This is a genomic window from Flavobacterium sp. N502540 (assembly GCF_025947365.1).
GTDB lineage: Bacteria > Bacteroidota > Bacteroidia > Flavobacteriales > Flavobacteriaceae > Flavobacterium.
In genome coordinates this window covers 825,827-849,063 of sequence record NZ_CP110012.1, presented here as the reverse complement: position 1 = coordinate 849,063, position 23,237 = coordinate 825,827, and the positions used below count along the sequence as shown (strand labels likewise).

Sequence of the window (23,237 nt, the reverse complement as noted above, 5' to 3'; positions counted from 1 at the left end):
CTTTGTTTTTTTTATTTTTTTTTGATCAAGAGGCTGGATTTGTTCAGCCTCTTTTTTTTGTATTATTTTAATGTTAAAAAGAACCTAGAAATTAATTGTTTAATTCTATCTTTGCGGGTATTTTTTTATAAGGAATTAACAGGAATTTTGAAATCAAATTTTTAGTAAATCCTTTCTTCAAATTTATTATTACGAGTGAATACAAAATCTTATTTCTTTCAGTCTTTTGCCATTGTGGCACTGGCATTTATAGCTTTCATCGGATTTAAGCAAATCTTGCCGGACAAGATATTTTCGGATAGTAAAGTAGATTCTAAAAACGTACTAATCGATAGTCTGCTTTTAGAGTCAGTCGCAAATGATTCTCTGGAACAGGATGGAGACAGTCTGACCGAAGAGGAGAAAAATGAAATGAGGGAAAAGATTGTTTTCGATGCTTCGGAAGGAATCGAATTTCCATCTGAAACTTTCGATAACTACAAAGGGTACCAATACCTGATTTCTTTTTACGAAAAATTATACCAGTTAGAGAATAATCCGCAAGCCAAAGTCAGAATTGCCTATTATGGAGATTCCATGACCGATGGTGATTTAATTGTGCAGGATGTTCGCGCCAATTACCAGGAACGTTTTGGCGGAAGCGGAGTTGGCTTTGTGTCGATCAATTCAGAATCTGCGGCATCACGTGGTTCTGTAAAATCTTCGGCTTCCAAAAACTGGAAAATGCAATCGTATTTGAACGTAAAACATCCAACGAGTCCATTTGGAGTAAACGGGCACGTGTTTTTTGCCAATGATAAATCAAATACTACCTGGGTTCAGTACGAAGCAGGTTTAAACAAACACGCAACAACTTTAGATAGTCCGACTTTATATTATGGCAGAGGATCTAAAAAAGGAAATGTGAATTTTATTATCGGCAAAGATACCTTGCGAAAAAGCCTTGTGCCGAATAATTTGATTAATACTTTAAAAGTAACTTCGGGAAGCATAAAAGGATTCAAAGCCAATTTTATTCATGCTGATTCTATTCCAATCTACGGTTTTAATTTTGATAGCGGAAACGGGGTTCATGTAGACAACTTCTCGCAAAGAGGAAATTCAGGTTTGCCGATTTCTACTTTTAATACCAATGTGATGCAAGGGTTCAATAACAGTTTAAAGTACGACTTAGTTATTCTGCATTACGGAACCAACGTTCTAAATTATGGAACCAAGAATTACAATTGGTACCAAAGAGGGATGACCAAAGCGGTGAATAAAATTAAAGAATCTTTTCCGGGAGTTTCGATTCTGATCATTTCTACAGCCGATAAATCTACCAAATACGATTTAGAAATGAAAACCGATTCAGCCGTTGTTCCATTAATGAGAGCACAAAAAAGATATGCACTTGAAACCGAATCCGGATTTGTGAATTTGTACACCTTAATGGGAGGTGACGGATCAATGGTGAAATGGGTAGATGAATCTCCGGCCAGAGCCAATAAAGATTATACACACTTTAACCAGCGTGGGGCAAAAGCTATTGGTAAATTAGTATACGATCAATTGAACAAAGGTTACGAGCAATATAAAGTATTACGGGTAAACAGAGAGACTGATACCAACAAACGGAAAGCAGCCAGGAAGACCAATACAGATTCCGTAGCGGTAAAAACAGATAGCGTAAATGAATAGATTAATTATCTTCTTTTGTTGTCTTTTTTTCTCAACAAACGATAAAATACCAAAGACAGATTCAATTCCAATTACAAAAAATATGATGCATAAAGCCGATACAGCCGCTGTTGATTCTTTTTCAGGAGACAGGATTTATAATGCAGAAGTCTTAGTGCCGTTTTTTTTGAAATTGAAGTCGAACGAAAGTCAAAATAGTCAAAAAATCAATATGGTCCATGTGGGAGATTCGCACATTCAGAGTGATTTAATGACCAATGAGATTAGGAAAAAACTACAGCAAAAGTTTGGTAATGGCGGTCGGGGGTTAGTTTTTCCGTATCAGCTGGCCAAAACAAATGGTTCTTATAACGAACGGTTTCGTTCCAACAGAGGCTGGGAAAGTTATCGAAACATTCATCCTGTCAAAAATGTTCCCGTTGGTTTAAGCGGAATTGCACTTTGGAGAGACAATGGTGGTTTTGCTGTTGAACTGAATGTTAAAGATGCTGCGTATAATTTCAATACTATCAAAATTATTACGCCTCAAAATCAGAACATGTTTGATTTAGCGATATCCTCTCAAACTAAAACAATTCAGTCTACAGAGCGAAAAGTAATTACGCACAAGATCAAAAAAGGAGAAGCGATCTCGACAATTGCTGACAAATACAATGTTTCAGTAGCTGATATTAGAAAAGACAATCATCTGAAATCGAATAACATTCGTGCGGGAAGAACGCTTAAAATCCGAACAAACGAGACTAAACCCAGAAATATTACGAGTTCAGAATTTGTTCCTTTAAATTTGGAATCGGATTCGTTTACTCATTATTATAACTCTGAAAAAACGTTGAGTCGTATTTTTCTACTTCCAAATAAAGAAGCTTCAAAGTACGAACTGAGCGGGATCGTTTTAGAAAGAGATACACCCGGTTTAATTTACAGCAGCATTGGGGTAAATGGAGCCAAGTTTTCAGATTATAATAAGTACCCGTTATTTTTTGAACAGCTAAAAGCATTGCATAGCGACCTTATAGTTCTTTCGTTGGGAACAAATGAAAGCTACGATCATATGGAAGCTTCGGCGTATATAAAGGAATTGCGAGATTTTATAAAAAATGTGAAAGAACACAATAGTAAGGTTTCTATCCTTGTGATGACTCCGCCTCCTTCATTACTCAAAGCAAGAAGACCCAATGTTTATATTCGCGATTACGCAAAAAGTATTATTGAAATTGCAAAGACAGACGGTTTTGCAGTTTGGGATTTATACGATGAACTGGGAGCGATGGAAGGAATCCGAGGTTTAAAGTCCTCTGGATTAATTGGCCCGGATTGGGTTCATTATTCTAAAAAAGGATACGAAAAACAAGGAAACTTGTTTGCAGAAGCATTTTTAAAAGCATACGATAATTTTAAATTAAAGAATTAAGTTGATTACAATAGATAGCATAAATAATTGGTTCATTCAGAATTTTGGCGCGATTACTCCGGAGCAGGTTCAAAGCTGGTTTATATACAACCCTGAAGAAAAATTACTGTTTAATACCGGTTTGTTCCTCGGATTATTTCTGGTTTTTTATTTTGTGTATGCCTTTTTACGCAAAACATTTTATTTGAGATTAACATACGTTATTCTCTTTTCGCTTTTCTTTTATTACAAGTCAAGTGGAATTTACTTTCTGCTATTATTACTTTCGTCTGTTGTTGATTACGGACTGAGTCAGATTATTTACAGAGAAGCAAAAGACAGTACAAAGAAAATTTATCTGGTGATCAGTGTAATTCTGAATCTGGGATTGTTGGGGTATTTCAAATACATGAACTTCATGATTGTTACTTTCAATGATATGTTTCATGGAAATTATGAACTGCACGATATTTTTCTGCCGGTTGGAATTTCATTCTATACCTTCCAGTCGATGAGTTATATTATCGAAATCTACCGTGAAGAAATTAAACCAACCAAAAATTACATCGAATATCTGTTCTTCGTTTCGTTCTTCCCGCAGTTGGTGGCAGGACCAATCGTTAGAGCAAAGGATTTTTTACCTCAGATTTATCAGAAATTAAACCTGACCAGAGAAGATGTAAACAACGCTTTGTTTTTGATTATTGGCGGATTGATTAAGAAAACGGTAATTTCAAATTACATCTCTATAAACTTTGTCGATCGTGTTTTTGACACTCCAATGAATTATACTTCGTTCGAAAATTTAATGGCATCTTATGGATATGCTATTCAAATTTACTGCGATTTTTCAGGATATTCGGATATGGCAATCGGAATCGCTTTGCTGTTAGGATTCAAACTTCCGGCCAACTTTAGAACGCCTTATAAGTCAACTTCTATCACTGATTTCTGGAGAAGATGGCATATTTCACTATCCACCTGGCTGAAAGACTTTTTGTATATCTCGATCGGTGGAAATCGTGAAGGAACATTCGCAGGGTTTTTATTTCCAAGTTTATTCTTCTTCGGATTATTGCTTTGGGGAATTTCAAACATAAACGAAAGTTTCATTCCACTAGGGATCGCAATTGGGGCACTAGTGCTTTTCTGCCTGACCTTTTTACTTTCGAAAAAGAAAAACCAAACCTTGGTGACCAATTTCAATTTGTTTACCACGATGCTTTTAGGAGGATTGTGGCACGGAGCCGGTGCACAGTTTATTGTTTGGGGAGCATTACACGGATTGGCATTAGCCGTTCATAAAATTTTCATGGAATTCTTTCCTCCAAAAAAAGAAGGCAAAGGTTCTGGATTTTTATGGAAATTCTTTTCAATCGTCATTACCTTTCACTTTGTTGTTTTCTGTTGGATATTTTTCCGTGCCAGAGATTTTGAAACAGCACTTCAGGTGATTAATAATATTGGTCAGTTAACCTTTGAGCCGGAACATTGGCAGGCAATCATAATAGGTTACAAAAATGTGTTTTTATTGATGCTTTTCGGATACGTTTGGCACGTCTTGCCGGAAGCGATCACCTCTAAAATGAAATTAGTTTTTGATAAAACACCTTTGATCGGAAAAGCAATTATTCTGGGATTCACGTATTGGATAGTCTATGCAACAGCAGTTGCCGGTTCACAGCCGTTTATTTACTTCCAGTTTTAATTAAGAGGGGGAAAAGGGACAGAGTTACAAAGGCGCAAAGGTTTATTCTTTGCGTCTTTTTTGTTTTCGCAGATTAGAGAGATTCTTTTTTCTTAAGATTATGTATGAAAAAATATCAGCTAAATCTGCGAGAAAAGATATTGCGACTTTGCGTCTTTGCAAACAAAAAAACATAGTAAATTTTACGTAAAACTTTGCGCTCCTTGCGGTAAAATTAGCGTACACTTCAAGTTTAAATGTGATTAAATAAAAATTGCCTGAAATGCCTAATTAGATTATCTTTGCACTTCAAATAAAGAAAAAAGTATGTTTGATAATTTAAGTGATAAGTTAGATAAAGCCTTCCATATATTAAAAGGACACGGTAAAATTACAGAAGTAAACGTTGCCGATACTTTAAAAGAAGTTCGTCGTGCCTTACTTGATGCCGATGTTAACTTTAAAATTGCTAAAGATTTTACCACTAAAGTAAAAGAAAAGGCAATTGGTCAGGACGTTTTAACAACGCTTCAGCCGGGACAATTACTGGTGAAGTTAGTTAAAGACGAACTAACGGAATTGATGGGGGGTGATGTTGCCGGTGTTAATCTTTCCGGAAATCCTTCTGTTATTTTAATGTCAGGACTTCAGGGATCGGGGAAAACAACCTTCTCAGGGAAACTGGCCAATTTCTTAAAGACAAAGAAAAATAAGAAACCACTTCTAGTAGCGTGTGATATCTACCGTCCTGCGGCGATTAATCAGTTACATGTTGTGGGAGATCAAATAGGTGTTGAGGTTTATTCAGAGCCGGAAAATAAAAATCCTGTTGAAATTGCTCAAAACGCAATCAAACATGCAAAAGCAAATGGCTTTAACGTAGTGATTGTCGATACGGCTGGTCGTTTAGCAGTAGATCAGGAAATGATGGATGAAATTGCTCGTGTTCATAAAGCAATTCAGCCTCAGGAAACCTTGTTTGTTGTAGATTCTATGACAGGACAGGACGCTGTAAATACCGCAAAAGCCTTCAATGACATCCTGAATTTTGATGGAGTTATTTTAACAAAATTAGATGGTGATACACGTGGTGGAGCTGCAATTTCGATTAAATCGGTTGTAAACAAGCCAATCAAATTTGTAGGTACAGGAGAGAAGATGGAGGCAATTGATGTTTTCTATCCGGATCGTATGGCTGAGCGTATTTTAGGTATGGGTGACGTTGTGTCGCTTGTAGAGAGAGCGCAGGAGCAATTTGATGAAGAGGAAGCCAGAAAACTTCAAAAGAAAATTGCTAAGAACGAATTTGGTTTTGATGATTTCCTTACGCAAATTCAGCAAGTAAAGAAAATGGGTAACATGAAAGACTTGGTTGGAATGATACCAGGTGCTTCAAAAGCCATGAAAGACGTAGAGATAGAAGATGATGCCTTTAAACATATTGAGGCGATCATCCACTCGATGACCCCGATAGAAAGAAGTAAACCTTCGATAATCGACGTGAAAAGAAAAGCCAGAATCGCTAAAGGTTCCGGAACCAAAGTCGAGCAGGTAAATCAGTTAATGAAGCAGTTTGACCAAATGAGCAAGATGATGAAGATGATGCAGGGTCCGGGTGGAAAAAATCTGATGAAGATGATGGGCGGAATGAAAGGAATGCCAGGCGGAATGCCGAGATAAAATAAAAAAGTTTCAAGTTTAAGGTTTCAGGTTATGAAACTAGAACTTGAAACTTTTTTGATTAATATAAATAGGTGTTTCGCTTTTAACGTGAAGCCGGAAATTTTAAATCAGAAACTAAAATAAAACAATGCAACTACTAGACGGTAAAAAAACAGCTGAAGACATTAAAAACGAAATTGCAGCCGAAGTTCAATCGATAAAAGATGCCGGAGGGAAAGTACCTCATTTGGCAGCAGTAATCGTTGGAACTGACGGAGCAAGTTTAACTTACGTAGGAAGTAAAGTGAGATCTTGCCAGCAAATAGGCTTTGATTCGACTTTGGTGAGTTTACCCGAAACAATTACAGAAACAGAACTACTGGTAAAAATTAAAGAACTGAATGAAGACGATAATCTGGATGGATTTATTGTTCAGTTACCTTTGCCAAAACACATCAGCGAACAAAAGATTCTAATGGCTATTGATCCCGACAAAGATGTTGACGGTTTTCATCCTGCTAATTTTGGAAAAATGGCTTTAGAGATGGACAGCTTTATTCCTGCAACACCATTTGGAATCATGCAGTTATTAGAGCGTTACAATATTGAAACTGCAGGAAAACATACCGTTGTTATTGGCAGAAGTCATATCGTGGGCCGACCAATGAGTCTTTTAATGAGCCGTAAAGGAAATCCGGGAGATTCTACAGTTACTTTAACACACAGCAGAACCCAAAATATTGAAGAGTATACCAGAAGTGCTGATATTATTATCACGGCATTAGGAGTGCCAAATTACTTAAAAGCCGACATGGTAAAAGAGGGAGTAGTAGTAATTGACGTTGGAATTACAAGAGTTGAAGATGCTTCGCATCCAAAAGGTTATGTGATTACAGGTGACGTTGATTTTGACGGAGTAAGTAAAAAATCATCATTTATTACGCCGGTTCCTGGTGGAGTGGGGCCAATGACCATTGCGATGTTATTGAAAAACACACTTTTGGCAAGAAAGATGCGAAGCGCTAAAAATTAATAGTGTAGAAATAAATTTTAGATTAAAGCCTGTTCGAGAGAACAGGCTTTTTTTGGATGGGGTGAAGTTAATGTTGGAATCTCAAGGTGTAGTCCCTACGGGACAAGACGAATCAGGTTAGTTGTTGTGTTACCTTTATTTGATCCCTATGGGATAAGCTCTTTCGGGAGTTTAATGTTAGTGTAGAAAAATGCTGTAATGGCTATTGTGTTGTAATTACCTATTGTCTACGATATAGACTCCGCTAGGATCACATATCTGCAGAAAAAAGTAAGTTATCTGTTGTTGTTAGCGTTTATTTATTCGCTACAATATAAACTCCGTTAGGAGTCACATTTCGGTAGAAAAAATAAGAAAAAATGTCCTATAGGGACTATCCATGTTTTATAAAGTTGGGATTTGGATTTTTTTTTTAGAAAAGAATGCATAAAAGGCTCCGTGCATCTCTGTGCCAGCGTGAGTCTTCGTGGAATTTTTTGGGTTCCGCAGAGGCTCGCAGAGATTACACAAAGTAATACGATAAAAATCTTCGTGTATCTCTGCGCCATCTCTATGCATCTCTGCGAAATTTTTCCAAAAATTAGTTTGTCAATTCAAATTAATACTTAACTTTGTATCTCAAAGTACTTTAATTATGAATCAGAAGCACCAAGAAGATTTAGCCCATATTCGTTCCATGATGGAGCGTTCTTCAAGATTTATATCGCTAAGCGGCCTTTCAGGAGTATTTGCGGGACTTTCGGCTTTAATTGGAGGATTATATGTTTACCAATTGTTTAAAGCAAACGGGACCGAATATTTTGGTGGAGATTATGAGCAGCAATATTCTACTGACCTGGTTTCAGAACTGGTCTTTACGGGTTTGATTATTTTAGCTTTTGCTTTTAGCTTCGGTTTGTTTTTTACTGTTAGAAAAAGTAAAAAGTATGATTTGCCTATTTGGACATCGGCAACTAAAAATATGCTTTTTAATTTAACCATTCCATTATTGGCCGGAGGTATATTTTGTCTGGCGCTGATCTATCATGAGGTTTATGGTTTAATTGCACCGGCTACTTTAATTTTTTATGGTCTGGCATTGATAAATGCGGAAAAGTATACCTATTCTGATATTAAATATTTAGGTTTTTGCGAGCTAGTTTTAGGATTTATTTCTCTTTTTTATATTGGATACGGTTTGATTTTTTGGATCATTGGATTTGGTATTTTGCATATCTTGTACGGATTAATAATGTTCAAAAAATATAAATAATCCATTCGATGGGAATTATTGATAAACTAAATAAAGATTTTGAAAGCCGTGTCAGATTGGGTATTATGTCCATTTTGATGGTCAACGAGTGGGTAGATTTTACTGAAATGAAAAATCTGCTGAATATTACGGACGGAAATCTGGCAAGTCATTCCTCTGCTCTTGAAAAAGCAGAATATATCGAAGTAAAAAAAGAGTTTGTAGGCAAGAAACCTAAAACATCTTACCAGGTAACTCCCAGAGGGCGTGCGGCTTTCAAGGAGCACCTTTCTTTTCTCGAAAAATTAATGAAATCGTAAGAGCTATATTTTTTTGTCTAATAACTTTGAAATACAAAGTACTTTTAAATTTAAAATAGTAAAATCGTCGCAAAAATATTGCAAAGAAAACCAATAAACGAGACGATAATCTACTTGACTTCTAATACATAAATTTAACAACAATGAAAAAACACCAAGTTATCCCAGCCTGCAGTTTGATATTTATTCTGCTTTTTTACCATGAATCAATGGGGGTGAACCTCGCCATTTTTGGACTATTGTTAATCGGCCTGATTTGTTATTTTTTTCAGGATAAGTTTACCGACCGATCTCATTTGATTTTGGTGGTTACATCCGTACTGTCGTGTCTTGCCTTTGCCTGGTACGGAGATTTTGCTTCATTTTTAGCACTTTCCATGTCTGTTTTGTTCTTGCATTTTAGAATACAGGATCCGGAACTGAAGATTCTTCAGATTTTCCCGCTTGTATTTTTAAACGCTTTCGCCACGTTAGGACGTGTTTTTATGTTCAGCCAATGGCTTCCGGAAAGACAAATTCACAACAATTTTGCGAAGAAATTAGTCGCATACGTTATTATTCCATTGATTTTCCTGGTGGTGTTTTTTACAGCCTATTCTTTTGGAAGTGAGCATTTCTCCTCCTTATTAACGGACTATACTTTAGATCTTGATATTTTCGAAGTACTTCTGATAGGGGTTTTAGGGTTTTACATTTCATTTAGTTTCTGGAATTATTGGGTTCCCGAACTGTGTTACGAGAAAAATAAACTTTTAGACAATGAGTTTGATAATGTGATTGATATAAAGAATCAGAAAACATTTTCGTTTTTAGATTTGGATTTTGAAAGAAAAAGTGGTGAGATTACATTAGTCTTATTGAATTTTATGCTCTTGGTTTTTATCATCACCTACAATTATGAGCAATTTTTCGAGGCTGTCGAGACTTCTAAACTTAGTTCAGCTACTCACGAAAGAGTAAATGCCGTAATCTTTTCGATAATTATGGCGGTTGGAGTGATTCTGTTTTATTTTAAAGGAGGATTTAATTTTGATAAAAAGGCAGCTAGTCTTAAAAAGTTGGCTAAAGTATGGATTGTTTTAAATGGTGTGCTGATAGTGAGTACCATTATTAAAAACTCAGAATATGTCGCATTCTTTGGCTTAACTTATAAAAGACTGGGGGTATATGCTTTTCTGATTTTAGCGGTAATTGGTTTGATTTTTACCTTTTTAAAAATCACCAGACAAAAAACGAACGCGTACCTTTTTAATGAAATGATCTGGTGTTTTTACGGAACGATACTTTTATGCAGTTTCGTAAATTGGGGAGATTTCATTACCCAATATAATATTTCAGTTCAAAAGGGCGTAGAGCCAAAATTCCTTCGAAGTTTAAATTTTAATGATGATAACCGTAATGCTTACTTCTCTACTATTAACTACGGGGATCATGAAAATGACTTTTACGCACATAATGATGTTGGGTATTATCAAAGCAAATCATTCTTGTCAAAAGCACTTTATTACGAATTTGTAGAGAAAAAGTAGTAAATATTTGCAAAAACCGTCCTATTGAATTTATATAGGGCGGTTTTTTAATAATTAATTAGTAGTTTAAAGTTTTTCGTTTTAAAAATAAAGGATACTTTTGCAGCACTAAAAAAAACTTCTCCAATGGACGATTATTATTCGTTAGTATTTAATTAAAGTAGCTTTTGAATTTTTTCAAAATGCTACGCTAAACACCTGCAATTTTGAAATGAAAGCCTTTTACAAAAACAACAACGGACTAATCGAGATACAAGAATGGACTCCAAACTGCTGGATCAGTATTGAATCTCCTTCAGAAACAGAAAAAAAATACTTACTGGAAGAACTTCAGATTCCTGAAGCCTTTTATAACGATATTGAGGATATCGACGAAAGACCCCGTATGGAGTCTGAAGACGGCTGGACTTTGTTTATCATGAGGGTTCCTATAAAAAGTAACGATGTTAAACTTCCTTTTCAAACCATTCCTTTAGGTTTGATTTTTAAAGATGATGTTTGCGTTACGATTAGTTTTTATGAAACCGAGATAGTTTCCGATTTTCTTCAATATACAAGACGAAAAAATATAGTAATCAAAGACAATTTCGATTTAGTGATGAGGTTACTTCTATCGTCAAGTGTCTGGTATTTGAAATATTTAAAGCAGATCAATCAAAAGATAAAACTGGCCGAAGACAACCTGGAGAAATCGATCAAGAACGAAGAATTACAGGCGCTTTTGCAGATCGAAAAATGTCTGGTGTTTTTTATTACTTCTTTAAAAGGAAATGATGTTTTATTTCACAGAATCAAAAATCTAAAAGCTCAAAGAGAGCATTTTGATCCCGATTTGCTGGAAGATGTTGATATTGAATTAAGTCAGGCACAGGATACTGCGAACATTTACAGCAATATCTTGACGGGTATGATGGATGCCTATGCTTCGGTAATCTCCAATAACATGAATAATATTATGAAGCAAATGACTTCGATTTCTATTATTTTGATGATTCCTACTTTAATAGCGAGTTTGTATGGAATGAATGTGCCGAATGGTCTGGAAGAAAGCAAGTATGGGATTTGGATTCTTCTTTTAGTGTCTGTTATCTTATCATCAGTCGGAGTGTTTCTATTCAAAAGAAGAAGATGGTTCTGATAAAAAATACAATTTCTCATATTAAAGAAAATCCCTTTCGTTTTATCGGAAGGGATTTTTTTATGCGAATATTTTAATAGTCTCCTCTTTTTTTAAATCGGGGATCGTGTTTCGAAATAAATTCGGTTCTTCGTTTTGGAGCTTCCTCTTTTGGGAGACTGGCTTCCTCTGTTTTACTGGACGGTGCAATCAAATGATTCAGCTCTTTAATTTCAGCATCGGTTAAATCACGATAACGGCCCACCGGAACATCGAGTGAAATATTGATGATTCGGATGCGTTTTAAAGCAGTCACGTCGTATCCTAAATATTCACACATTCTACGAATCTGACGGTTTAGACCTTGTGTCAGAATAATTTTGAAGGTGTATTTGCTAATTTGTTCTACTTTACATTTTCGGGTAACCGTGTCCAAAATTGGAACACCATTTCCCATTCGCTGTATAAAACGATCTGTAATAGGTTTGCTAACCGTAACGGTATATTCTTTTTCGTGATTGTTTCGTGCGCGTAGAATTTTGTTGACAATATCACCGTCATTAGTCATAAAAATCAGTCCTTCACTCGCTTTGTCCAAACGTCCAATCGGGAAAATACGTTTAGGATAATTGATATAATCTACAATATTATTTCGAACCTCGAGATTGGTTGTACATTCAATTCCAACAGGTTTGTTGAATGCTAAATAAACCATTTTTTCGTTTTTCTCAACAATCAGCTTTCCATCAATACGTACTTCATCATCCGGAGAAACTTTTGTTCCCATTTCCGGTACAGCACCATTTATTGTTACGCGTCCTTCTTCAATAAGTTTATCGGCTTCACGACGAGAACAATATCCTGTTTCTCCTATAAATTTATTCAGACGTTTTAAATTCTCTTCCATGGTGCAAAAGTAGTCAAAATTTAGACTTCTTAGATTATTAGATTATTAGATTATTAGATTGTTGGATGGTTAGACTTGTAAGATGGTTAGATTATTGGATGGTTAGACTTTAATCTTAGAACCTTAGAACCTTAGGACCTCAGTATCTCAGTATCTCAGTATCTTTGACGAAACTTTGAGCCTTTGCTCCTCTGAACCTCTGAACCTTTGTGGTCTTTACTTCGCATGAAAATCTGAACTGTCTGTAGGGGTTTCATTGCGGTCAAACATTCCGTAATCCCGAACTACGGCGGCAATTCGTAAGTGATAATCTTTAAAAATTTCTTTACGTCCCCTGGCTTGCGCGTGGCGATGCATTTCTAAATTTCTCCATTGTTGAACGCTTTCTTCGTCTTTCCAAAATGACAACGACAAAACTTTCTCAGGATCACTGAAACTCTGAAAGCGTTCGATTGATATAAAACCTTCTATCTTGTCTAATTCCGGTCGTAAACTTGCGGCAATAGACAAATACTCTTCTTTTTTTCCTTCGTTTGGAATTACTTCGAAAATTACAGCGATCATTTTTTTTAGATTTTTAGATGGTTAGACTTCTTAGATCTTTAGATTGTTGGATTTTTAGATGGTTAGATTTTTAGATTCTAGTCTTAGAAACTTAGTGCCTTAGAATCTCAGTGTCTTAGATAAACCTTTGCATCTTTGAACCTTTTTTAAGAAGCAAACAAAAAATCAATAACCTTTTGATACAATTCATCATCATGCATTCCGTGACCCAAGCCTTTAGTTTCAATAAACTGACTGTTTTTCCAATTGCTGGCGATTTTTTTGCCCTCCTCAAAAGCAACAATCTTGTCTGAAGTGTCGTGTGCAATTAACCCCGAAACATTAAACTCTGAGGCAAATCGTTGTCCTGAAAAGTCCTCCAGTTTAAAATTGAAACGATTCATGAATTTACTTTCCAAAAGCGAAAACATTTTGGTGTTCAGGCTTAACATTGAGATATAATTGTCAATCAGTGTTTTTAGATCAGAGGGTGCTCCCAGAATGACCATTTTGTTGATGCTGGTGTTAGGGAACAAATACTGATGATAGACACATGCTGCACCACCGATGGAATGACCTATAATAATGGCAGGCTGGTATTTTTCGACCGCTTTATTGATAAATTCAGCATATAGAGGAACGTTAAATTCTTTACCGCTGCTTTGTCCGTGTGCCGGAGCATCAATCGCGATAATGGTACTGCCTGATTTTTGAAGGTGCGGTAAGGTTTTTTTCCAACGCGAAGCATTACTTTCCCAACCGTGAACAAGCAATATCTTGGTTTCGTTACCTTTCCAGATATAGGTTTGAAAATGATGTTCATTATGATGAAACGTCTCTGTTTCTGTATTTCTCAATACTTTAGGCAGTGCTTCTTTCTTTAGTCTTCCAATTCTGGGTTGGCTAAAAAGCGCATAAGAAAGTTCCGTCGCTTTTTGCGGACGAACATAGCTCAAAAAGTTAATATAAGACCCAACCGATTTTAAAGTGATAAAACGGATTCCTTTTTTAATTCCCAAAACAAATAATTTAGTGATAAAAATAATATTCGGGAATCGACCTAAAAAAGTTTCGCCACGAATTACACAAATTTAGCGCGAATTTTTATTCTTTAATGTATCTAAATAGAAATTGGCAAAATTTGTGTAGTTCGTGGCAAAGAAATAGTGCTGAGGCACAAAAAAAAGTCCCGATCAGATCGGGACAGTTATTTAGATTTTAGAGAACAATTGTTCCATTTTTTCTTTTTCTTCTTCAGCTAATGCGCTGTCAACCAGAATTCTTCCAGAGTGCTCATCAGTGATGATTTTTTTTCTTGAAGCAATTTCCACCTGAGTTTGTGGAGGAATTGTAAAGAATGATCCTGCTGAAGCTCCTCTTTCGATAGATACTACCGCTAAACCATTACGAACACTGCTTCTGATTCTGTTGTAAGCAGCTAATAAACGCTCTTCGATTTGTGAAGCAAACTCTGCTGATTTCTCAGTTAAGAAGATTTCTTCTTTTTGAGTTTCAGCCATAATCGCATCCAGTTCAGATTTTTTATGTTTTAAATGCGAACTTTTTGCGTCAAGTTTTTCTTTTAAATTAGAAATAACTTCTTTTTTATGTTCGATAGAAGCTTTCATTTCTTTGATTTGCTTTTCAGCCAATTGAATTTCTAATTCCTGAAATTCAACCTCTTTAGTCAAAGAATTAAATTCTCTGTTATTACGAACTGATTCTTGTTGTTTTGTGTATTTTTTGATCACCTCTTTGTGCTCATCAATGGCAATTTTCTTCCCTTTGATTTGCTCTTCAATCACTTCAAGTTCTCCTTTTAGTTTCTCTGAACGCGTGCTTAAACCAGCAACTTCATCTTCTAAATCTTCTACTTCTAAAGGAAGTTCTCCTCTTACGTTTCTGATTTCGTCAATTCGGGAGTCAATAAGCTGTAAATCGTATATTGCTCTTAACTTGTCCTCAACACTTAATTCTTTCGTATTCGCCATATTCTTATAAGTACTTAACTGGATTTGTATTTTCTTCTGATAAAATGATGGCAAAATTAAGGATTTTTTTTCGAAGATAATCAACAATATAGTTTTTTGTATACCGTTCGCTCTCAAAATGACCAATATCGGCTAAAAGAAGTCGGTTTTCTGCTTCGTAAAATTGATGGTATTTCAAATCGGCAGTTAAAAAAGCATCTGCTCCTGCCTGAATGGCATTTTTTATGGCAAAACTGCCTGAGCCTCCTAAAACAGCGACTTTCTTTATTTTTTTTCCTAAAAAAGCAGAATGACGAATTCCCTCTGCAATCATTTTGTCTTTTACGGAGTGTAAAAAGTCTTTTTCATCCATTTCAGTTTCAAATTCACCAATCATTCCCAATCCAATATTTTGATGGGAATTTTTCAGATCATAAATTTCATAAGCTACTTCTTCGTAAATGTGGCTGGCAAATAAAGCCTTTAAAATTTTAGACTGTAAGTGCTTTTCAAATACAACTTCGATTTTGATTTCAGTTCCCGTGTGTAGTTTTCCTCTCTCTCCAATTACAGGATTGCTGTTTTCATTTCCCTGAAAAGTAAAAAAGCCCTCGGTATTAAAGCTGCAGTTGTCATAATTTCCAATCGTACCCGCGCCGGCCTGAAACATAGCATTGCGAACTTTTTCTGAATTATCAGGGGTGGTGTAGGTAACCAATTTTTGAATGAAACTTTGTTTAGGGATTAAAACTTTAGTGTTGATTAGGCCTAAAGCATCACAAAATATTTTATTAACTCCCTGTGAATGGTTGTCTAATGCCGTATGAACGGCATAAATAGCGATGTCGTTTTTGATAGCCTTTAAAATGGCACGCTCCACATAGTTTTTACCGGTTATTTTTTTAATTCCCGAAAATAAAATAGGATGAAAGCAAACTACCAGATTACAGTTTTTGGCTATTGCTTCTTCAATTACAATTTCTAAAGCATCATGGCAAACCAAAACTCCGGTACTTTCTGTTTCGGTATCACCCACTAAGAGTCCGACATTGTCAAAATCTTCGGCATAAGCCAAAGGAGCCATTTCTTCAAGAACAGCTAATATTTCTTTGATTTTCATTTTTTAGTTTTATTTCAGGTTTTAAGTCCTGTCTTGTGGTGTAAACTTGAAACAAATTAACGAAAAATATTATACTTTCGTAGAATGAATGTACTTAGAAAAATACTTTTTCCGTTTGCGATTTTGTACGGATGTGTCACTGCAGTGAGAAATTTTCTTTTCGACAAAGGAATTTTAAAATCGACTTCATTTGATATTCCGGTTATTGCGGTTGGAAATCTTAGTGTTGGCGGTACAGGCAAAACGCCACAAATAGAATATCTTATCCGATTGTTATCTCAGAAATATAAAGTTGCTACTTTAAGTAGGGGCTACAAAAGAAAATCAGAAGGTTATGTATTAGCGAGTGAAAGTTCTAATGCCGAAATTTTAGGCGATGAACCGTTTCAGTTTTATCAAAAGTTTCCAAATATTCAGGTGGCCGTTGATGCGAACAGAAGAAACGGAATTACACAATTGCTTTCGCAAAAAGAAAAACCCGAAGTGATTTTATTGGATGATGCCTACCAGCACCGAAAAGTGAAAGCCGGGTTTTATATTCTGTTAAGTTCATATGACGATTTGTATGCTGATGATTTTATGCTGCCAACCGGAAACTTGCGCGAGAGTAGAAGCGGAGCGGATCGTGCCAATATTGTAATTATAACAAAATGTCCAAAAGAACTGTCTGAGGAAAAGCAGGAAGAAATCAGGTCGAAATTAAAGTTAAGAAGCTCTCAGCAGCTGTATTTTACGTTTATTAACTATGATGATTTTATTTATAATGAAGAAGAGCAACTTGCTGTAAAAGATATTAAATCAGAATCAAAATTACTTTTAGCGGGAATCGCAAAACCTACACCGTTTTTTGATTACTTGAAAAATGAAAAAGATGACTGTTTGACTTTTCCTGATCATCATCATTTTTCTGATGTAGATGTGGCAAATATCCTGGGAAAAGGCAATCATAGAAAAATCATTACAACAGAAAAAGACTATGTTCGGCTGAAAGATTCCAAATTGATTTCACAATTGTACTATCTGCCGATAAAAAGTACCTTTATCAGTAACAGTAAAAATTTCGATGCAACTATTCTGGAGTTCGTACAAAAAAACTTAGTAATTTAGAGCCTTAGCTTCTTAGTACCTTTCTAAAAAAACCGGGCTATAATACTGTAGAATTCGTCCGGAACAAATGGTTTTGTAATCACATCGTTCATTCCGTAAGACAACAGCATGTCTCTGTTTTCGTCTAGTGAAATAGCCGTAAGTGCAATAATCGGAGTGGTTTTGTCAAACTCTCTGATAAGTTTTGTAGCCGTTGTTCCGTTGATTCCCGGTAAGTGTACGTCCATGAGGATCATATCAAAACGTTTTACTTTTAAAAGCTCAACCGCATCTTCACCATTGTCGATGATTTCGCAGCTGATGTTTTTATTTTCAAGCATTTTTCGAGTAATCATTTGATTGATTTTGTTGTCCTCGATCAACAGAATTGATTTGTTGTTTAACTGTACGTCGTTGTATGGTTTTATTTCTTCAATCGTTTTCAATTGTTCTTTATTGATCTTAAAATTTAGTTTGAATGTAAAAGTTGAACCTTTGCCAACTTCGCTTTTTAGTTTGATTTCTCCACCCAAAAGCTCAATTAGTTTTTTGACAATCGTAAGTCCAAGGCCGGTTCCGCCATATTTTCTGTTTACTTCTATCGATCCTTGTGAAAAACTTTCAAAAACAGTTTGAAGCTTATCTTCAGGGATGCCAATTCCGGTGTCTACAATCTCGAAGTAAATGGTTGTGTTGTCTTCTTCCAGTTCATATAATTTTGCAATTACATTGACATGTCCGTTTTGAGTAAATTTTAAAGCGTTGTTGATTAAATTCAGGATGATTTGGGACAGTTTTGTAGGGTCACCAATTATATTATCCGGAATAGCCTCGTCTATTTCAAGGTTAAAGTAGTTTTTGTTGGCGGTAGCCAGTTCCTTTAATGAACTCTGAATGTTAAAAAGAAGCTCTTTCAGGTTAAAGCTTATGTTTTCTATTTCGACCTTTGTCGAATCAATTTTATTAATTTCCAGAATCTCATTGATAAAAGTAGTCAGGTAATTTCCTGAGAATTTCAAAGATTCTAAATATTTTAGTTGTTTTTTCTTCGGGTTATCTTCCAGTAATAAATGAGTGATTCCGTTAATGGCATTTAAAGGAGTTCGCAGTTCATGACTTACTGTAGATAAAAACTCAGCTCGGGCTTTAGATGCCTTTTCGGCTTTGTTTTTGGCCAGAATGAGTTCTTTGTTTTTTTCTCTTAACAGTAAATTATTCTGATTTCGGATAATATTGTTTTTGTACAATGCTAAACTCAAAAGAGATAAGATCGAAATAAGGGCAATGGCCAGAATACTTACCAGTTTAGAGTATCGGTAGGTTTTTAACTGGATTTTCTCTTCGCTTTCCTTTTTAATACTGGCTTTTAAGGATTCGTTCTTCTTGAATTTTTCGAATTCATCGTGATCCGTTTGAGTATTTTTCAGCTTTAAGATGTAATTCTCCAGCTGATAATGTTCTTCCAGGTACGAGTAAGCAAGATCAAATTTTTTGTTTTGTCTGTAATACTGACTGATGGCCAGAACGATTTTTGATTTTTGGGCCAGATTATTTATTTTGGCATTATAATTTAAAGCATTTTCAAAATAAACGATAGCCGAATCATTTCGCTTCAGTTGTGTTTCAATTAAGCCTAGTTGATAATATGAATCGGTTTTGGTTTTTAGAATCTCAGTATTGTCCGGCCGTTGTGTTATTTTGCGAAAAGTTTCAGCTGCTAAAGGCAGGTTTTTAGCAGTTTTTAGAGCTATTGCTTTTTGATAGCTTAGGATTTCGGCATGATCCGTAATCTTTAACTGGTTTAAAAGCTCTTCGGCTTTTCTGTAGTAGATTGCCGCAGTTTCGTAATTGCTTTTTGTGGTATTGGTTAAGCCAATATAGTGCAATGCCAAAACTTTTGTGCAGGTTGGTTTTGTGTTTTCAAACAGAGCAACGCTTTTATGAAAGTTTTTTAGAGCTTCTGCGTAATTTTTTTGATGGTAATAAATTTTCCCAAGCTTAAAAGTCTGATTGGCCAGGTTTTCTAATTTATTGTTTGCCTCGCAAAAATCAATTGATTTCTCGGTGTAATAAATTGCCTTTTCGTATTTTTTATTGCTGAGATTGGTGTCCGTTAGTTTGTTGTAATAGGAAATGCTATCCGTACTCTTTTTAGATTGAGAGTACAAAAACGAATTTAATAGACAAACAACAATAAAAAGATAGTGTTTCATGTATGGCAATGCTTTTACAATGAATCTTAGGTTTTTCTTATTAGTAAAATTAAATCGATCAATCTTGATGAGTATCCAATTTCGTTATCGTACCAACCCACAACCTTTACCATTTTGTCAATAACCGAAGTTAATTGAGCATCAAACAAACACGAATGTGTGTTGCCAATTACATCAACAGAAACAATTGGATCTTCTGTGTAATCTAGTATTCCTTTTAAATTTGTTTTTGAGGCTTCTTCAAATGCTTTATTTATTTCTTCAATCGTAACAGCACGTTTTACGTTAAACGTTATGTCTGTTAAGGAACCATCGGGAACAGGAACACGAATTCCGCATCCTCCGATTTTATGATGCAAGTTAGGGAAAATTTTTGTTAATGCCTTAGCTGCACCTGTAGTTGTTGGAACAATCGACTGGCTTGCCCCTCTCGCACGACGTAAGTCCTTATGTGGTTGGTCATGAAGGCTTTGGTCTGTGGTGTAAGAGTGTATTGTTGTGATGTAAGCCTGCTCAATTCCACACAGTTCATCGATGATTTTTATCATTGGAGCCGCATTGTTTGTCGTGCAGCTTGCATTCGAAACAATGTTTTCGCTTCCGTCAAGAATGGCTTCGTTAACTCCTAAAACTACTGTTTTGATGGTGTCAACTTCTGATGGAGCCGAAAGGATTACCTTTTTTGCTCCGGCTTCGATATGGGCGTTTAGTTCTTCGTGTGTTTTAAACTTTCCTGTTGATTCAATTACAAAATCTATCTTGTGGCTTTTCCAATCCAGATTTGAAATGCTTTTTTCATGAAAAAAGAAAAAATGTTTTCCATCAACAATAATTCCTTCCTCGTCATGACTGACTTTAAAAGGTAAGACTCCGTGAATACTGTCGTATTTTATCAAATGCGACATGGTTTTGTTGTCAGCAATGTCGTTAATGGCAATTACTTCAATTTCAGGATGGTTTAAAAGTAAGCGAAATAAATTTCGGCCTATTCTTCCAAAACCGTTTATAGCGATTCTTGTTTTCAAGCTTTTCGATTGTTTGTTAAATCGTTTAATCGTCGATTAGTTTAATCGTACTTACGATTAAACGATTTAACAAATAAACGGTTAGACTTTTTTATAAAATGTGTTTTTGTGCTTTGTAAGAAGAACGAACCAGTGGTCCGCTTTCTACGTGACGGAAACCTAATTCAAGACCAAATTTTTCATATCGGGCAAACTGATCAGGCGTTATAAATTCTTTTACAGGCAAATGTTTTTTACTAGGCTGAAGGTATTGCCCAATAGTAACCACATCAACATTTGCATTTCGTAAATCAGTCATCGTTTGAAAAACCTCTTCTTCAGTTTCTCCAAGCCCCAGCATAATCCCGGATTTGGTTCTGTTGATTCCTTTTTCTTTCAGATAACGTAAAACTTCCAGACTACGATCGTATTTTGCCTGAATACGTACTTCACGAGTCAAACGACGAACAGTCTCAACATTGTGTGAAACCACTTCAGGATTAGCCTCTACGATACGATCTATATTTCTTTCGATTCCCTGAAAATCAGGAATCAAGGTTTCAAGAGTCGTATTCGGATTCATTCTTCGGATTGCTTTTACCGTTTCAATCCAGATAATTGAGCCACCGTCTTTTAAATCATCCCTGTCTACGCTTGTAATTACAGCATGTTTGATGTTCATAATTTTTATAGAACGGGCTACTTTTTCAGGTTCATCCCAATCTACCGTTTCAGGGCGTCCGGTTTTTACACCGCAGAAACCACAGGAACGGGTACATACATTCCCTAATATCATAAAAGTAGCAGTACCTTCACCCCAGCATTCTCCCATATTTGGGCAGCTTCCCGAAGTACAAATAGTGTTTAGACTATACTTATCAACCAAACCACGAAGTTCAGTGTATTTTTGTCCAATAGGAAGTTTAACCTTTAACCATTTAGGTTTTCCCGTTGGTATATTTTCAATGACTGTTTCCATATATCAAAATTCAAAGTACAAAGATAAGCAATGTAGTTTATTTGGAGATTCGTTTAAGATTTAATTTGGTATTGAAAGACTTGGAGTTTCTATAACGCACTTTTGGTAATAATCGTGTAAGTGTGTTAAAATTTTATTTTTAAAGCATTGATGTGAGGTAAAATGCCTCTTTTTTGTTTGTCAATTCAAGTAAGAGTGACAATTTTGGTTGACTGCTCATTTTTACTCATTTAAAATTTATATCTTTATTTGTTAAAAAATTAGTCGAAATGCAATTCAAACGGAATTGGGTTTGTGCTACATTTGTTGTTAAATTGTAATCATTATAGAACATGAAAAAGAAATTTATAGTATTGGGAGTTTTGTTTGCCGCTTTTGGTTTTACAAAAATAAATGCGCAGATTAATTTTGGTGAAAAAGCATTGGGTGCTGTTCAAAAAGGAGTTAGCGGTTTTACTTTTAGCAATGCAGATGCTGCTGCTTTGTCAAAAGCTGCTGTTGATAAAATGGATGCTGAAAATCAGGTTGCAGCTGCAACTGATCCGTATACTTTAAGATTGAACAAAGTTTTTGGAAAGTATACTGCAGGTGACGGTTACACTTTAAATTATAAAGTTTATAAATTAAAAGAGGTTAATGCTTTTGCAACTGCTGATGGAAGCGTACGTGTATATTCAGGATTGATGGATATTATGGATGACAATGAATTACTGGCAGTAATTGGTCACGAAATTGGTCACGTAGCGAATCAGGATTCCAGAGACGCAATTAAAGCGGCTTATAGAAAAGAAGCTTTGTTAGAAGGAGCTGCTTCTCAATCGGCTACGATTGCAAGTGTTACTGATAGTCAGTTGGGTAAAATAGGTAGTGCTATTATCGACAGTAAGTTTAGCCGTAAGCAAGAAGCAGAAGCCGATTTGTTTTCTTATGAATTTTTAAAGAAAAACGGATACAATGTAAATGCTGAAGAATCGGCATTTAGAATTCTGGCCAAAATGAGTGAAGGCAATGAAGCTTCTTTTATTGATAAGATGATGAGTTCGCATCCGGATTCAAAACAAAGAGCTGAAGATGCTAAGAAAAGAGCGGAGAAAGATGGTTTGTATAAGCCGTATGTACAGCAGAAAATTGTAAATACTGCTCCGGCTAAAAAAGGAACTCCTGCCAAAAAAGCTCCCGCTAAAAAGAAAAAATAATTCTATATTGAGTCGCGTAAACTAAACCCGACAGGTTTTAAAACTTGTCGGGTTTGTTGTATAAGGCTTAACCTAAAACGTGAAATGCCAGTACTTTTTGTACATCGTACACATTTACCGATTTGTTAAATTGTTTTACAATGCTTGGGTGTAATTCGCTTGCAACCCAGATTTTTAATTCCGCATCCAAATCAAAAGTTCCTGCTGTTTCTACACTGAAACGTGTAATACTTTTGTAAGCGATAGATTTGTATTCTGTTTTGCTTCCTGTTAATCCTTGTACATCAACCAGAATTAATCTTTTGTTGGTGAAGATAAAAGTATCACGAAGTAGTTTAAAACCCATTTCGATTTCTTCTCTGTCCGTTAAAAGCTGTCCGTATTTTTTTAATAACTCCTCCTGACTAACAGAGCCGGCATTGCCTAGAATAGCTGAAAATATTCCCATTTTTTAGTTTTTAATTTTAATAGATTTGATTTTCCTCTTAGGGAGCTGTAAAAGTAATTTATTTTGTTAATTTTTTTTACTGCATCGGGATTTAATTAAGAATGGGCCGGCACTTAATG

20 protein-coding genes are annotated in these 23,237 nt (G+C 35.5%); 11 read left to right on the top strand and 9 right to left on the bottom strand.

From position 1 onward, the window contains the following. The first annotated feature begins 195 nt into the window (after window positions 1–195). The 9 genes from OLM58_RS03820 (at window position 196) to OLM58_RS03780 (ending at window position 11,673) form a co-directional block, all read left to right on the top strand. On the top strand, window positions 196–1,680 hold the full coding sequence (locus OLM58_RS03820; RefSeq protein WP_264531265.1) for an SGNH/GDSL hydrolase family protein: 1,485 nt from the start codon (window positions 196–198) through the stop codon (window positions 1,678–1,680). An 82-nt stretch (window positions 1,681–1,762) separates the two neighbouring features. Then, window positions 1,763–3,094, top strand: coding sequence for a GDSL-type esterase/lipase family protein (locus tag OLM58_RS03815; protein ID WP_264531264.1), 1,332 nt, complete (start codon window positions 1,763–1,765; stop codon window positions 3,092–3,094). 1 nt (window position 3,095) lies between these two features. Then, window positions 3,096–4,781: an MBOAT family O-acyltransferase gene (locus OLM58_RS03810; protein WP_017494883.1), complete on the top strand. Its 1,686-nt coding sequence runs from the start codon at window positions 3,096–3,098 to the stop codon at window positions 4,779–4,781. A 306-nt stretch (window positions 4,782–5,087) separates the two neighbouring features. Then, window positions 5,088–6,440 carry a signal recognition particle protein gene (gene ffh, locus OLM58_RS03805; RefSeq protein WP_017494882.1) on the top strand — a complete coding sequence of 451 codons (1,353 nt, stop codon included), beginning with the start codon at window positions 5,088–5,090 and terminating at the stop codon, window positions 6,438–6,440. A 130-nt stretch (window positions 6,441–6,570) separates the two neighbouring features. Next, the gene (locus tag OLM58_RS03800) at window positions 6,571–7,455 is read left to right on the top strand and encodes a bifunctional 5,10-methylenetetrahydrofolate dehydrogenase/5,10-methenyltetrahydrofolate cyclohydrolase (protein ID WP_264531263.1); all 885 of its coding nucleotides are present in this window, start codon (window positions 6,571–6,573) and stop codon (window positions 7,453–7,455) included. Between the two features lie 634 nt (window positions 7,456–8,089). Next, complete coding sequence (locus OLM58_RS03795; RefSeq protein ID WP_264531262.1) at window positions 8,090–8,707, top strand: hypothetical protein; 618 nt, start codon at window positions 8,090–8,092, stop codon at window positions 8,705–8,707. Window positions 8,708–8,715: 8 nt separating this feature from the next. After that, window positions 8,716–9,006: a winged helix-turn-helix domain-containing protein gene (locus OLM58_RS03790; protein ID WP_017494879.1), complete on the top strand. Its 291-nt coding sequence runs from the start codon at window positions 8,716–8,718 to the stop codon at window positions 9,004–9,006. A gap of 143 nt (window positions 9,007–9,149) precedes the next feature. Then, window positions 9,150–10,535, top strand: a complete 1,386-nt coding sequence (locus tag OLM58_RS03785; protein ID WP_264531261.1) for a DUF4173 domain-containing protein — start codon at window positions 9,150–9,152, stop codon at window positions 10,533–10,535. Window positions 10,536–10,746: 211 nt separating this feature from the next. After that, window positions 10,747–11,673 carry a magnesium transporter CorA family protein gene (locus tag OLM58_RS03780; protein ID WP_017494877.1) on the top strand — a complete coding sequence of 309 codons (927 nt, stop codon included), beginning with the start codon at window positions 10,747–10,749 and terminating at the stop codon, window positions 11,671–11,673. A 73-nt stretch (window positions 11,674–11,746) separates the two neighbouring features. Here the strand turns inward: OLM58_RS03780 and rluF are convergent, their stop codons facing one another. From rluF to OLM58_RS03755, 5 genes are all read right to left on the bottom strand, one after another. Further along, window positions 11,747–12,559: a 23S rRNA pseudouridine(2604) synthase RluF gene (rluF, locus tag OLM58_RS03775; protein WP_264531260.1), complete on the bottom strand. Its 813-nt coding sequence runs from the start codon at window positions 12,557–12,559 to the stop codon at window positions 11,747–11,749. A 216-nt stretch (window positions 12,560–12,775) separates the two neighbouring features. Next, window positions 12,776–13,123 (bottom strand): antibiotic biosynthesis monooxygenase family protein, encoded by a 348-nt coding sequence (locus OLM58_RS03770; protein WP_264531259.1) that lies wholly within the window; start codon window positions 13,121–13,123, stop codon window positions 12,776–12,778. A gap of 146 nt (window positions 13,124–13,269) precedes the next feature. Next, window positions 13,270–14,121, bottom strand: a complete 852-nt coding sequence (locus OLM58_RS03765; RefSeq protein WP_264531258.1) for an alpha/beta fold hydrolase — start codon at window positions 14,119–14,121, stop codon at window positions 13,270–13,272. Window positions 14,122–14,313: 192 nt separating this feature from the next. After that, the gene (locus OLM58_RS03760) at window positions 14,314–15,093 is read right to left on the bottom strand and encodes a zinc ribbon domain-containing protein (protein ID WP_026109806.1); all 780 of its coding nucleotides are present in this window, start codon (window positions 15,091–15,093) and stop codon (window positions 14,314–14,316) included. A gap of 4 nt (window positions 15,094–15,097) precedes the next feature. Further along, complete coding sequence (locus OLM58_RS03755; RefSeq protein ID WP_264531257.1) at window positions 15,098–16,192, bottom strand: Nif3-like dinuclear metal center hexameric protein; 1,095 nt, start codon at window positions 16,190–16,192, stop codon at window positions 15,098–15,100. 84 nt (window positions 16,193–16,276) lie between these two features. Between OLM58_RS03755 and lpxK the strand changes: the two genes are divergently transcribed. Beyond that, on the top strand, window positions 16,277–17,299 hold the full coding sequence (lpxK, locus tag OLM58_RS03750; protein WP_264531256.1) for a tetraacyldisaccharide 4'-kinase: 1,023 nt from the start codon (window positions 16,277–16,279) through the stop codon (window positions 17,297–17,299). 23 nt (window positions 17,300–17,322) lie between these two features. On the opposite strand, the gene OLM58_RS03745 is transcribed toward lpxK, so the two are convergent. From OLM58_RS03745 to lipA, 3 genes are all read right to left on the bottom strand, one after another. Beyond that, window positions 17,323–19,491, bottom strand: coding sequence for an ATP-binding protein (locus OLM58_RS03745; RefSeq protein ID WP_264531255.1), 2,169 nt, complete (start codon window positions 19,489–19,491; stop codon window positions 17,323–17,325). A 26-nt stretch (window positions 19,492–19,517) separates the two neighbouring features. Continuing rightward, complete coding sequence (gene gap, locus OLM58_RS03740) at window positions 19,518–20,516, bottom strand: type I glyceraldehyde-3-phosphate dehydrogenase (RefSeq protein ID WP_264531254.1); 999 nt, start codon at window positions 20,514–20,516, stop codon at window positions 19,518–19,520. A gap of 91 nt (window positions 20,517–20,607) precedes the next feature. Next, window positions 20,608–21,474, bottom strand: coding sequence for a lipoyl synthase (gene lipA / locus OLM58_RS03735; protein WP_202701570.1), 867 nt, complete (start codon window positions 21,472–21,474; stop codon window positions 20,608–20,610). A 332-nt stretch (window positions 21,475–21,806) separates the two neighbouring features. On the opposite strand from lipA, the gene OLM58_RS03730 reads away from it, so the two are divergent. Continuing rightward, window positions 21,807–22,670, top strand: coding sequence for a M48 family metalloprotease (locus OLM58_RS03730; protein WP_264531253.1), 864 nt, complete (start codon window positions 21,807–21,809; stop codon window positions 22,668–22,670). A 67-nt stretch (window positions 22,671–22,737) separates the two neighbouring features. Here OLM58_RS03730 and OLM58_RS03725 read toward each other — a convergent pair whose 3' ends face one another. After that, a complete protein-coding gene (locus OLM58_RS03725; RefSeq protein WP_264531252.1) occupies window positions 22,738–23,118 on the bottom strand; it encodes a PH domain-containing protein in 381 nt (126 codons plus the stop codon). Between the last annotated feature and the right edge of the window lie 119 nt (window positions 23,119–23,237).

What these genes read in the sequence shown, in the direction of transcription:
- OLM58_RS03815 (WP_264531264.1), top strand. Translation starts at nt 1,763, where the DNA reads ATGATGCATAAAGCCGATACAGCCGCTGTTGATTCTTTTTCAGGAGAC.
- ffh (WP_017494882.1), top strand. Translation starts at nt 5,088, where the DNA reads ATGTTTGATAATTTAAGTGATAAGTTAGATAAAGCCTTCCATATATTA.
- OLM58_RS03800 (WP_264531263.1), top strand. Translation starts at nt 6,571, where the DNA reads ATGCAACTACTAGACGGTAAAAAAACAGCTGAAGACATTAAAAACGAA.
- OLM58_RS03795 (WP_264531262.1), top strand. Translation starts at nt 8,090, where the DNA reads ATGAATCAGAAGCACCAAGAAGATTTAGCCCATATTCGTTCCATGATG.
- OLM58_RS03790 (WP_017494879.1), top strand. Translation starts at nt 8,716, where the DNA reads ATGGGAATTATTGATAAACTAAATAAAGATTTTGAAAGCCGTGTCAGA.
- OLM58_RS03785 (WP_264531261.1), top strand. Translation starts at nt 9,150, where the DNA reads ATGAAAAAACACCAAGTTATCCCAGCCTGCAGTTTGATATTTATTCTG.
- OLM58_RS03780 (WP_017494877.1), top strand. Translation starts at nt 10,747, where the DNA reads ATGAAAGCCTTTTACAAAAACAACAACGGACTAATCGAGATACAAGAA.
- rluF (WP_264531260.1), bottom strand. Translation starts at nt 12,559, where the DNA reads ATGGAAGAGAATTTAAAACGTCTGAATAAATTTATAGGAGAAACAGGA.
- OLM58_RS03770 (WP_264531259.1), bottom strand. Translation starts at nt 13,123, where the DNA reads ATGATCGCTGTAATTTTCGAAGTAATTCCAAACGAAGGAAAAAAAGAA.
- OLM58_RS03760 (WP_026109806.1), bottom strand. Translation starts at nt 15,093, where the DNA reads ATGGCGAATACGAAAGAATTAAGTGTTGAGGACAAGTTAAGAGCAATA.
- OLM58_RS03755 (WP_264531257.1), bottom strand. Translation starts at nt 16,192, where the DNA reads ATGAAAATCAAAGAAATATTAGCTGTTCTTGAAGAAATGGCTCCTTTG.
- lpxK (WP_264531256.1), top strand. Translation starts at nt 16,277, where the DNA reads ATGAATGTACTTAGAAAAATACTTTTTCCGTTTGCGATTTTGTACGGA.
- OLM58_RS03745 (WP_264531255.1), bottom strand. Translation starts at nt 19,491, where the DNA reads ATGAAACACTATCTTTTTATTGTTGTTTGTCTATTAAATTCGTTTTTG.
- lipA (WP_202701570.1), bottom strand. Translation starts at nt 21,474, where the DNA reads ATGGAAACAGTCATTGAAAATATACCAACGGGAAAACCTAAATGGTTA.
- OLM58_RS03730 (WP_264531253.1), top strand. Translation starts at nt 21,807, where the DNA reads ATGAAAAAGAAATTTATAGTATTGGGAGTTTTGTTTGCCGCTTTTGGT.
- OLM58_RS03725 (WP_264531252.1), bottom strand. Translation starts at nt 23,118, where the DNA reads ATGGGAATATTTTCAGCTATTCTAGGCAATGCCGGCTCTGTTAGTCAG.